The sequence below is a fragment of the Alteromonas abrolhosensis genome, from assembly GCF_001953635.1.
GTDB lineage: Bacteria > Pseudomonadota > Gammaproteobacteria > Enterobacterales > Alteromonadaceae > Alteromonas > Alteromonas abrolhosensis.
Map to the genome: position 1 here is coordinate 125,772 of NZ_MEJH01000014.1, position 11,595 is coordinate 137,366.

An 11,595-nucleotide genomic window follows, 5' to 3' on the forward strand; every position below is an offset into this window, starting at 1 on the left:
TGATTTGTTAAAGCAGATTAATGTGCTGAAGCAAAAAATGAAGATTAAAAAAAGGCCCGAATTCATTGAATTTGGGCCTTTTGCTGTATGCCTATTACTTTATGAACAACCCAGCGCCTGGTAGACGCTGGGCAATTCAAGTAGAGGTTCTGCTTATAAGTTTTCTTCGAATAACTTATAAATACGGCGGTACTCATCTAGCCACGAGCTTGGCTGCACAAAGCCATGTGGCTCTACCGGATAAATGGCCGTTTCAAAATCTTCTTTCTCAAGCTCGATAAGACGCTGTACCAATCGCACGGTGTCGTGGAAAAACACGTTGTCATCAACCATTGGCGCATTGATAAGCAAAGGCTTTTCTAGCCCATCTGCAAAATAAATTGGCGAGCTACGCTCAAAAGCGATGGGATCAATATCAGGCGTATTCAGTATGTTTGCCGTATATGGCGTGTTGTAATGCGCCCAATCGGTTACCGGACGAAGTGCTGCACCTGCCGCAAATAGATCTGGCGCGGTAAACATAGACATAAAGGTTAAGAAGCCGCCGTATGAACCGCCATATGTGCCAATACGCTCACGATCTACATTTGCATTTTCAACAAGCCAGTTAACACCATCACGCAAATCTTGCACTTCAGGCGTACCCATTTGACGATAAATAGCGGTTCGCCAATCACGTCCGTAGCCAGCACTAGCGCGATAGTCCATATCTAGTACGACATAGCCTTGCTGCACGAGCATGCTGTGGAACATGTACTCTCGGAAGTAACCAGACCACCCCATGTGGGCGTTTTGCAAATAGCCTGCACCGTGATTAAACACTACCGCTTTATTTGGTGCCGACTTGTCGTAATTTTCCGGTAAATATACTCGTGCGTAAATAGGTGCATCGGTATGCGACGATTCAATAGCAACGATGTTAGGCACCGCCCATGGAAGTGCATTAAAATCAGCACTGGTGCTTTGCGTGATTTGCTTTGCCGCTGTTGTTTCGTTTGCTGGCTTAATGTAAAGCTCTTGTGGCTGATTCACCTTGCTATGGCTTAGCAGCAAATTTTTACCATCAGGGCTAAGTGAGTAGTCTGTCATACCATTCAAATCAGTCATGGTATCGATGGTATTGTCACTTAAATCAGCACGATAAACTTCGTAAAGCCCCGGATGCTCCATGTTTGCTTTAAAGTAGATATAGTTGTCATCGCTAGAAAGCGTTAAATCGTCAACAATAAAACGGCCGCTGGTTAGCGCGACTGGCTTCTCGCCAGGCTTTTGAACGTATAAGTGAGAGTAACCAGTATGCTCAGACTGATAGTAAAGCGTCTCGCTGTCATTTAGCCAATCAAACGCGTTGAAACGGTAGTTTACCCAAGCATCGTCATGAAGCCTATGTTGGTTTTCTAGCGTTTTATTCGCTAAGTCGACCGTTGCAATCCAGCGGTCTTTGTTGTCCCATGCTTCTAGCATAACGGCAACGGCGTTACTGTTTTTGTGCCAGCGAATAGAAGGCTTAGTCCAGTACCAGCTTTGCAGTAAGGTAATGTCGCGCGGCAAACGATTAACTTCATAGGTCTCGCCTTTTGCCTTCGCGTTTTCTGCTTTTACGTCAGCAAGTACGTCGTCATTGTAGCCAGGCAAATTAAAGTATTTAAGCTCACTCTTCTCACCTGTCTTCAAATTAAGCAGCCACAGCACGTGATTCACCGATTCAGCATCTGCAACTCGTTGGCGTACCGGCTTCGCTGCAATGCGGCTGTCTTCTTGAATGTAGTGTGGCATGATATCGCTGTCATCGCGAGTCGGCTTACTTTCCGTGGTGGCGACTACTGCAAAGTTACCCGCAGGTGATACGCTGATACCCGCTAGTCGATGCGACTTATCAAAGTAAAATGGCGTAGGTGCTACACTGCTGTTTTCTTTGGCCAACGCTTTATGTGCGTCGTCTTTTTCCTGCCTGTTTTTGCGCTGTAGTTTGATATATTCCACCAGCGACTGCTGCTGCTCTGCAATATAATCTTTAGGCGGTTCAACCGATTTAGGCTCGTCGCTAAACTCCCAGCTTAACAATTCTTCGCGGGTGCCGTTAGATAGGTCTATAGCAATAAATTTGTTACCGCTTAACGCCATTAAACGGCCATCAGTCATAAATGAAAGCGTTGATAGCGCATTACCTCCACGCGCGATACGCACGGTTTCACCATTAGTAAATTGCACATAAACACTGTCTTCGAACGAATATGCAATGACACCATCGTCTCTCACTACACGTTCGTCAAAACGATACTTGTGCAAATCTGATAATGGTGCTTTTACTGCATTTGCAGGATCAGACAGCTCTGCAATATATACATCTGTCAGTGCACTATCTTGCCTTTCTTTTTCAAAAACAATTTTATCGCCATTGACCGACCAACCCATAGCCTCTGGCAACGCGCCAATCCATTGAGGATCTGACATAATTTGCTTCAGTGTGATTTCACCTTGTTGCACGCTGTTCTGGGGCGCTACAGCTGGTGTAACGGTTTGCTGAACTGTGGCAGCAGGAAGCGATGTAGACGTGGTTTGGTTAGATGGCTCGTTAGTGGTGCTTGCACATCCGCCCAACGCAAAAGTTACGCTGGCCGCGATGAGTAAAGAAGAATATTTTTTCATTATTTTAAGTCGTTGTTATTTAAAAAACGGTAACATTATACGCAGAGCAATAACTAAAGCGCTAACGTTCATCGATTGAGATAGTGAACCAAACGTATGCGTTTTGCGTTTATGGTTTGGAAACGTGGTCTGTCGACCTGAACAAAATAACAAAAATTAACTGATGAGGTAAAACACTATGAAAGCGAAAGGTTTTATACCGGCGTTACTTGCGCTGAGCTTTTTTACGTCTACTGGCTTTGCGAATGAGTGCCCCAGCGTACTTAAGTTTATGAAGCGTAAACTCAATTCTCAAGAAACGGTGAACTTGTGTGACGAATACGCGGGGAAAACTCTACTGGTAGTCAATACTGCTAGCTATTGCGGTTATACGCCCCAATTTGAAGGCTTAGAAGCGTTGTACAGTGACTACAAAGATAAAGACTTTGTAGTGCTAGGTTTCCCGTCGCACGATTTCAATCAAGAAGATAATGATGAAGGCAAAACGGCGGAACTGTGTGAATTGACATATGGTGTAAAGTTTCCAATGTTTGAACCTATTTCGGTAAAGGGTGAAGATGCGGATCCCATGTACCGTATGCTGAAAGCCGCCACTGGCAAAGCACCATCGTGGAATTTCAACAAATACCTTATTGACAGTTCAGGTAAACAAATTACCCACTACCCTAGCTCAACAAAGCCTACTGATCCGGCTTTTATTGCTGACATAGAGGCACTGCTAAAAAGCGAATAAGGCAACCGGTATTCATATTGTTTTTGGGTTTTACTAAACGCGAGTATAAATACCGTACATAAAAAAGCCCCGCGTAATACGCGGGGCAATCAAGCACACTCAACTTGGAACACACTTTTAGCTGAAAACATACTTCCTACGTTTTAGCTAACTGCATTAATTTAGTGTGTTTAGTCATTAGTTAGTTCAATAATTTTTTCGCTTGCTTCGGCAAAAGCCTTGTTCGCTTGCTCTTCGCCCATGTTAAGTCCTTCAGCGTAAACGAATTTTACATCACTGATACCAACAAAATTTAAAAAGTGTTTTAAGTATGGCGTTTGTGTATCAAAGTCTGAACCCGCATACACACCACCTCGTGCAGCAAACACTGTCGCTGACTTGTTTTCTAACAAACCTACAGGTCCTGTCTCGGTATATTTAAAAGTTACACCTGCTCGCGCTATGCGATCGAAGTAGGCTTTTAGACTTGAAGGAATGCCAAAATTGTACATAGGCACTGCCAACACAATTTCGTCAGCCGCTTTAACCGCTTCAACAATGTCATCAGAAATTTTCGCCAATGCGTGTTGAGATTCATTTCTTTCAGAAGCCTCAGTCATCCACGCCTGCATTTCTTCACCTGTCAGGTGTGGTAACGCAAGTTCTGCTACGTCTACACGATTAACACGCACAGAGTCATTGCTTTCAATTTTTGAAAGATACTCATTTGCTAATTTTGAAGAATTACCCTGACTGCCGCTAAGGCTGGAAAATATAGCTAAAACTGTTTTCATGCCGAACTCCATTGATTCGTTGTTTCGATAATCTAAACGTATTTTAGGGCAATTAGGTTGGATGAAAATATCAAAAACATGAAGACTTCGTTCTATTTTGTAGAACAAATTTGTACTAACAATGTATTTGTAAAAATTTTGAAAACATTACATTGCGTTAATGTTGCAAGGAGGATGATCTTCTCGTATTTGCTCAGCGTAATCGAGTTTGCCACAACACAATTAAGAGGATTAAAAATATGAGAAGGACCAAAGCGCTCCTTGCATGTTCGATATTACCACTGTTTTTGATTGGCTGCTCGGATGACGACGATGATGTCGTACAAGAGCCCGCCCCCACTCCAGAGTACGCCAATGTTCGTGTAGTACACGCAGCATCTGACGCGCCAATGGTTAACATTACGGCTAATGACTCCATCCTCAATAACTTAGAAGGCGTCGATTACCAAGTCGCATCATCCCGATTTGAAGTTGAGACGGGTATGTACGATATCGGGGTTACAGGTATTCTACCTGGAGAAAACGCTGAGGTTTTACAAGCTGATGTTACGTTAGAAGCGGACATGAACTACGATATTTTTGCCGTGGGAAATGTTAGCGACGACACGCTATCTTTATTAACAGTTACCAGTATGGAAACCGCGGTTGATGCTGGTAATGCTCAAGTGCAAATAGTACATGCTGCATCAATGGCGCCAACGGTTGACATTTATGTAACAGCGCCGGATACAGATATTACCACTGAGCAACCGCTTGTCACTGCTGAATTTACGGATGCTACAGATCTGATTCAAGTGCCTGCGGGCGATTACCAAATACGAATTACACCGGCAGGTGAAACAACGGTAGTGTACGACTCAGGCACCGTTAATCTAGCCGACGGTGCCGATTTGCTTATCGCTGCGACTAACAATGTAGGTACAGGTGACTCTCCGGTTACTTTGCTTGCCGCTGATGGTGACGGTAGCTTTAAAATATGGGACGCAGAGGCTGGCGCAGCTATTCGCGTAGTGCATGGCATCAGCGACGCTCCAGCGGTTGATGTAATCGCAAACAATGAAGTTGTGCTGGTCGATGGCATACAGTTCCCGCGTACCACAGACTACGTGTCTGTTGCTGCAGGCGACTACCTTATTGATGTAGTGGCTGATAGTGATAACAGCGTTGTTGCTATTGATGATGCAGAACTAACGTTAGAAGTGGGTATGTCTTATACCGCTATTGCGAATAACGTACTTTCTGCTCCCGAGTTAGATGTATTGGTTGATATGCCTCGCTCAGTTGCTACAGAAGCGAAAGTACGTATTGTTCATGCTTCACCTTCAGCGGGTAACGTTGATATTTATGTAACTGCAGACGGCGAAATTGATGCTGTTGACCCAGCATTTGCTGATATAGCATACGAAACAGGTGACTTGGTTGAAACTGGTTATGTAAGCCTTGCTGAAGGTGATTATGTGGTCACTGTTACACCAACAGGCACCAAAACAGTAGCGATCGAAACCGGCGTTTTAACGCTTGAGAATGGTGAGATTTACACTGCTATCGCACTAGATGGCGCGATGGAAGGCGATTTGCCTCAACTCGCACTTCTTGATGGCCTTGCACCACCTCCACCGGCTTTCAACGCTGACATAACCTACAATGTAAACCTAAGCGGTTCACAGGAAGTCCCTGCTGTTAATACTATGTCTATGGCGACGGCTGTAGTTGAAATTGATGAAGATCTTCCTGCATTTAGCGTTAGCGTAGACGTTTCTGGCCTGACTGACGTTACAGGTGTGCACGTACACGATGGCGGCATTGGTATGAATGGTCCGGTTGCCTTCCCCCTTACTGACGCTGGTGACGGTACTTATGTTTTAGCCGAAACCAACATTTCACCGAGTAACCTAGACGCACTAACCAACGGGGAATGGTACTTAAACGTTCACACCACCGCTAACCCGAATGGCGAAGTGCGTGGACAGATCGTTCCAGATACTACGGCTGTGGTTACCTTCTCATTAAGTGGTAGTCAGTCAGTACCTGCGGTCGACACAATGGCAATGGGTTCAGGTTACGCACTGTTCGATACTACAAATAACAGCGTTTCTCTGGTAGCAGTGACTACTCTTGAAAATGCCACAATGGCGCATATTCACAGTGGTTTCGCCGGAGAAAATGGTGATGTTGTTGTAACACTGGTAGAAAGTGAAACTACGGCTGGCGTGTGGATGACTGATGGTAGTGTAGCGCTAGATGAAGCTACTGCCGCGCAACTACTCGCGGGAGGACATTACGTAAATATTCACTCAGAAGCATTTGCTAGCGGAGAGATCCGCGGTCAGATCACGCCTGATAACATTGAAGTGTACGGCATTATAGCCAGCGGCTTACAAGAAGTACCAGCGGTTACCACAACAGCAAGCGGTGCAGGTGCATTCACGTTAAATACGTCAACAGGCGCGTTATCTGGCAGCGTAACGGTAACCGGTATGACTGCAACTATGGCGCATATTCACGAAGGGGAAGCGGGCGTGAATGGCGGCGTTCTCCTAGGACTAACTGCCGGTACAGATGGCATGTGGTCGGTTCCGGCTAATACCATGCTAACTGCCGAGCAAATGGGTGTCATGGCAGACGGTGGCTTGTACACCAACTTCCATTCAGATGCGTTTCCAAGTGGTGAAATTCGTGGCCAAATCACGCTAGGTTTTGACCAATAACCATTGGTAAAGGTTATTGATTACCAAGCGAATTAAAAACGATGAAGTGAATTAAAAAAGGGGCCGAGGCCCCTTTTTTGTATTTTTGAAACGGTAAGAATACGGTTTAAATTGTGTTCAAAGCAGTTTCGAAATCTGCAATCAGATCTTGGGTGTCTTCAATACCTACCGAAATACGCAGCATAGTATCGGAAATCCCCATCAACTCACGCTCTTCTGCCGTGTTCTCAAAATAAATCGTAGGTGCTACGGGTAGCGCTAAGGTGCGATTATCCCCTAAGTGCGTGGCGCAAATAACTAACTTCATTTCGTTTAAAAACGCTACAGGGTCTGCACCGTCGATAAGATCAAAACTTAAAATCGCACCGTAGCCACCGTTTAGATATTCCCGTGCCATGAAATGCTGTGGATGATCAGCAAGCCCCGGATAAAAGACTTTAGATACCTTGGGATGATTATCTAAAAACGTCGCTAATTGCATTGCATTGTGTTGGCTGCGTGATAAACGCAAATCCAGCGTTTCCATCCCCAAAGCGATAGCCGTTGCTGATTGTGGAGACAATGTAGCGCCTAAATCGCGCAGCCCTTTCTTTTTGATTTGGGTAATTCCCCACTGCGAGGTATCTGCTACCTGATACGCTGGTTTCAAATTATCAAACGTCTGCCAATCAAAATTGCCAGTATCGATAACTGCCCCACCTAACACGTTGCCGTGACCTGCGATATATTTCGTTAAGGAGCAGAATACCAACGACGCTTTAACGTCTTTGGCGTAAAAAACAGGCGGCGGCGTCATGGTATTATCAACCATAAATAGCATGTGCTTCTCTTCACAGAATTGACCGATGGCATGAAGGTCTGCAACCTGAGTCACAGGGTTGGCTACGGTTTCTGTGTAAACGCCTTTAGTATTAGGTTGATACGCTTCTTTCACTTGCTGAATGTCAGTTACATCTGTGTAAGTAACCTGTACACCAAAATCTTTTATTGTTTCAAAAAAGCTTCGCGTATTGCCAAAAAGGTATTGGCTTACTATTAAATGATCGCCCGCTTTTAGCAACGCAAATAAAGAACTGCTAATAGCTGCCATTCCGGTTGCATAACACAGCGCACCTACACCACCTTCCAAATCATTAAGCATGTTTTGCAATGCAGCCACAGAAGGTGAAGATGAACGAGAATACACATGGGCAGCACGTTTGCCTTGAAACGCGTCAATAATGCCCTGAGCATCTTTAAATTCAAAAAGAACCGAGTTAGACGTGCTGCTATGAACACCACCATGCTCTGGGGTATTTAGCATACGATCAGAATGAACCTGACGGGTTGTGAATCCCAATTTTGTCACGGGTGAAGCTCCGAATATAGATGTTTGCGACCTAGCCGAGTGTGTACCAATTTTAAATTAATACATACTTTTTACTTCAACAGAATTGACTATGGCTTAGTTATGCAGTTTTTAGGATATTTTGCGCAAACAGTATCATAAAACGCGTAAATAGTTTGCATTTGTTCATCTATGTTAGTCACTTTCTGAATAATCGGGCCTAATACAATTGCCTTCCTTGCATAGTCCAACCCAATGACTTGTATGGGAATTTCAGCTTCACGGGCAATGTGCATAAAACCTGTTTTCCAAGGGTATATAGGGCTACGGGTTCCTTCTGGGGCTAAAGCAAGGATCAGTTGATCAGCTTCTTTAATCTTATTCGCAATAGTCGTCACGACACCGTGCGCTTTGCTTCTTTCTATAGGAATGCCGCCTAGCCTTCTAACGATAGCACCCAAAGGTGGTGTAAAAATGGTATGTTTGCCAAAGAAATTGATATTCAGCTTGAATGAGAAGACCACAAACAAGCCAATAAAGAAATCCCAGTTCGATGTATGAGGTGCTACCGCTAGAATGGCTTTTTTCTGGTTGATTAGTTCACCTTCTACACGCCAGCCTCTTTTTGTTAGTACCCACGCCGCGAATCTGGATAACCAGTTTGGCCATTTCCGGGGAATGTTTTCTCCTACGGAAACGGTACTGGCTAATTGAGAATGCGTGCTTGGGCGTGAGGATTCTGTCATTATTATTATGCTCTGTTTACTTCGTTTTGGTGGTTCAAGTGATATTTTATCTGCCAAGGCCTCAATCGATAAGCCGCAATGAATAGTGCTTACCAATTGACCTTCATTCCCGCATATCGCCTGTGAAATGAAGTCCGTATAACGCGTGTTTTGGCGAAGAGTAATCAAAATCAAAATGTAACGCAATTGTTAACAACCTCATGATTGCGTCACGTAGTGAAATCTAATAGAGAAAAAGGCCGTATTTAATTATGTGTATTTTGTTTATCGCGAATAACATGCGAGACGATTACCCACTTATTATCGCTGCGAATCGGGATGAATTTTACGCACGACCAACCGCGCCTTCTTCATTCTGGAAAAGCCACCCGCATTTACTTGCCGGACAGGACTTAGAAGCTAATGGTACCTGGATGGGCGTTACGCGTAACGGCAATCTGGCAGCGCTTACTAATGTTAGAGACCCTTACAACATCAATAAAAATGCGGTATCTCGCGGTGAATTAGTAGCAAACTGGTTGAAGCAAGACCCAGTAGAAAGTGAGAACACTGCGCAGTCACAATACCTTAAAACCTTGGCAAAAACGCGCCACCAATACAATGGCTATAATTTACTATTTGGTCATGTCAATGCGTTAAAGGTTTACAACAATGTAAACAATTCGACCCATTTAATCGACAGCGGCGTGTACGGGTTGTCTAACGCGGATATTGCCACTCCGTGGCCAAAAGTAACCCAGGGTGTAACAGCATTAAACGAATATGTATCGAAAGAATGCTTGATAAATGACGATGACTTATTTGATATTTTGCGAAGTGACAATAAAGCCGACGATCACCTGCTACCTGATACGGGCGTAGGCTATGAATGGGAGAAGGCGTTGTCTTCCATTTTTATTCAAACCGAGAAATACGGTACACGTACCTCTACGCTTCTTTTAGTCGATAAAAACAATACGCTGACTTGGAAAGAGCGACGCTTTTCAGATAGTGGCGAAGCGCTTGAAACCCGCGCTTTTTCTTTTTCAATTTAGGGTGTTTTTGAAATGAAACTTTCGTTTACGTTTTCTTTCTTCCACTAATTGAAATATTTTCAACCTATAGGGGTCGTTTTTTCTACCATCGGTGGCATAATGCCAGCCTGCTTTCTTTTGCATACCAACGTAACGTGAGGACATATCGTGTTTGAAGTATTACCCCATCTCGCCCCAGATCCAATTCTTGGCCTGTCAGCTGCTTTTCGTGAAGACACCAACCCAAATAAAATCGATTTAGGTGTTGGCGTATATAAAGATGAGCAAGGTAATACCCCTATTCTTTCAAGTGTTGCGAAGGCGCAAAGAGTGCTTTTAGACACAGAGACCAGCAAAACCTACATCACGCCTCAAGGCAACCAAGGTTTTATCGACGGTATGTTGTCTTTGCTTTTAGGTAAGAATAGCCCAGTGCTTTTAGCAGACCGTGTTGCAGCGGTTCAGGCACCTGGTGGTTGTGGCGCACTTCGTATTCTTTCAGAACTACTTGCCCGTTGTAACGACAACGCAAAAGTATGGGTAAGCGACCCAACGTGGGCGAACCACATTCCACTTATCGGCTCTGCCGGTCTTAAGATAGAAACCTACCCGTACTTCGATAAAGCGTCAGCGAGCATTCGCTTTGATGCAATGATGGAAACCCTTCGCAAAACTGAAAAAGGCGATATTGTTCTTCTACACGGTTGTTGTCACAACCCTACAGGTGCAGACCTTACCAATGCACAATGGGATGAAGTGCTAGAAGTAGCGAAAGAGCGCGAATTCCTGCCTTTCATCGACGTGGCTTACTTAGGTTTCGGTGAAGGCTTAGAAGAAGACGCGTACGGCATGCGTTTATTAGTAGAAAACCTACCAGAGGTTATCGTTGCAGCTTCTTGTTCTAAAAACTTTGGCCTTTACCGTGAACGTGTTGGTTTGGCTGCCATCATTACTGAAGATTCAGCAACCCGTAAAATTGCTCAGGGTCAAATTCAGTCAATCGCACGTGGTATTTACTCTATGCCACCAAGCTACGGCGGTGCGTTGGTAGACATTATCCTAGCTGACGAAGCACTTAACAATGAATGGGTATCTGAAGTGAACGAAATGCGCGAACGTATGAAATCGCTCCGTGCAATGCTTGTTCAAAACCTTCACGATAATGGCTCACCTAAAGACTTTAGCTTCGTTAATGACCAAAAAGGTATGTTCTCGTTCTTGTGTATCACACCAGAGCAAGTGCGCGAAGTACGTGAAAAGCACAGTGTTTACTTTGTTGACTCAAGCCGCGTAAACATTGCGGGTATTAATCAGGAAAACGTAGAAACACTCGCCAAAGCGTTGGTGTCAGTGCTTTAAGCATTAACTAACGATTTTTAAGATGCGAAAGGCAGGTTTTGAAGTGACCCCCAATAGTTGGACTATCCAATTACTGGGGGTCTTTTTATGTCAAAACATCACAGAGCATTTAAGTTAAAGCTAGCGCGACTAGCGCAAGAAGAGAGTTCAGGAGCCTTAGGTAGAAAGTTTAAAGTACGACCTAACCTTATTCGTTACTGGTCTCAAGTCTATCGCATCAACGGCTTTGATAGTTTTATCCATAAGCAATTGCCTTACACCTTTGAATTTAAACTGCATGTACTCAA

General features: G+C 44.3%; 8 protein-coding genes and 1 pseudogene. 5 read left to right on the forward strand and 4 right to left on the reverse strand.

The window, feature by feature from the left end:
• Positions 1-153 precede the first annotated feature (153 nt).
• Positions 154-2,649 carry a prolyl oligopeptidase family serine peptidase gene (locus BGK61_RS17395; protein WP_076012652.1) on the reverse strand — a complete coding sequence of 832 codons (2,496 nt, stop codon included), beginning with the start codon at positions 2,647-2,649 and terminating at the stop codon, positions 154-156.
• A gap of 178 nt (positions 2,650-2,827) precedes the next feature.
• On the opposite strand from BGK61_RS17395, the gene BGK61_RS17400 reads away from it, so the two are divergent.
• Positions 2,828-3,382 carry a glutathione peroxidase gene (locus BGK61_RS17400; RefSeq protein ID WP_076012651.1) on the forward strand — a complete coding sequence of 185 codons (555 nt, stop codon included), beginning with the start codon at positions 2,828-2,830 and terminating at the stop codon, positions 3,380-3,382.
• Positions 3,383-3,552: 170 nt separating this feature from the next.
• On the opposite strand, the gene BGK61_RS17405 is transcribed toward BGK61_RS17400, so the two are convergent.
• Positions 3,553-4,155, reverse strand: a complete 603-nt coding sequence (locus tag BGK61_RS17405) for an FMN-dependent NADH-azoreductase (protein WP_076012650.1) — start codon at positions 4,153-4,155, stop codon at positions 3,553-3,555.
• Between the two features lie 239 nt (positions 4,156-4,394).
• Between BGK61_RS17405 and BGK61_RS17410 the strand changes: the two genes are divergently transcribed.
• Positions 4,395-6,863, forward strand: coding sequence for a CHRD domain-containing protein (locus BGK61_RS17410; RefSeq protein ID WP_076012649.1), 2,469 nt, complete (start codon positions 4,395-4,397; stop codon positions 6,861-6,863).
• 106 nt (positions 6,864-6,969) lie between these two features.
• Here BGK61_RS17410 and BGK61_RS17415 read toward each other — a convergent pair whose 3' ends face one another.
• Both BGK61_RS17415 and BGK61_RS17420 read right to left on the reverse strand, forming a co-directional pair.
• On the reverse strand, positions 6,970-8,211 hold the full coding sequence (locus BGK61_RS17415) for a cystathionine gamma-synthase family protein (protein WP_076012648.1): 1,242 nt from the start codon (positions 8,209-8,211) through the stop codon (positions 6,970-6,972).
• An 89-nt stretch (positions 8,212-8,300) separates the two neighbouring features.
• On the reverse strand, positions 8,301-8,936 hold the full coding sequence (locus BGK61_RS17420) for a 1-acyl-sn-glycerol-3-phosphate acyltransferase (RefSeq protein WP_014998595.1): 636 nt from the start codon (positions 8,934-8,936) through the stop codon (positions 8,301-8,303).
• A 251-nt stretch (positions 8,937-9,187) separates the two neighbouring features.
• Here BGK61_RS17420 and BGK61_RS17425 point away from each other — a divergent pair, with 251 nt between their 5' ends.
• The 3 genes and pseudogenes from BGK61_RS17425 to BGK61_RS17435 all read left to right on the forward strand — a co-directional run.
• Entirely contained in the window at positions 9,188-9,970 is a 783-nt protein-coding gene (locus BGK61_RS17425; RefSeq protein WP_076012647.1) for an NRDE family protein, read from the forward strand.
• A gap of 147 nt (positions 9,971-10,117) precedes the next feature.
• Positions 10,118-11,308, forward strand: coding sequence for an amino acid aminotransferase (locus tag BGK61_RS17430; RefSeq protein ID WP_014998597.1), 1,191 nt, complete (start codon positions 10,118-10,120; stop codon positions 11,306-11,308).
• Positions 11,309-11,395: 87 nt separating this feature from the next.
• Positions 11,396-11,595 (forward strand): annotated as a pseudogene (locus BGK61_RS17435) (transposase); the annotation flags it as partial.

Excerpts from the sequence above, each read along its gene's own strand:
- BGK61_RS17405 (WP_076012650.1), bottom strand. The coding sequence starts at position 4,155 with ATGAAAACAGTTTTAGCTATATTTTCCAGCCTTAGCGGCAGTCAGGGT.
- BGK61_RS17420 (WP_014998595.1), bottom strand. The coding sequence starts at position 8,936 with ATGACAGAATCCTCACGCCCAAGCACGCATTCTCAATTAGCCAGTACC.
- BGK61_RS17395 (WP_076012652.1), bottom strand. The coding sequence starts at position 2,649 with ATGAAAAAATATTCTTCTTTACTCATCGCGGCCAGCGTAACTTTTGCG.
- BGK61_RS17400 (WP_076012651.1), top strand. The coding sequence starts at position 2,828 with ATGAAAGCGAAAGGTTTTATACCGGCGTTACTTGCGCTGAGCTTTTTT.
- BGK61_RS17410 (WP_076012649.1), top strand. The coding sequence starts at position 4,395 with ATGAGAAGGACCAAAGCGCTCCTTGCATGTTCGATATTACCACTGTTT.
- BGK61_RS17425 (WP_076012647.1), top strand. The coding sequence starts at position 9,188 with ATGTGTATTTTGTTTATCGCGAATAACATGCGAGACGATTACCCACTT.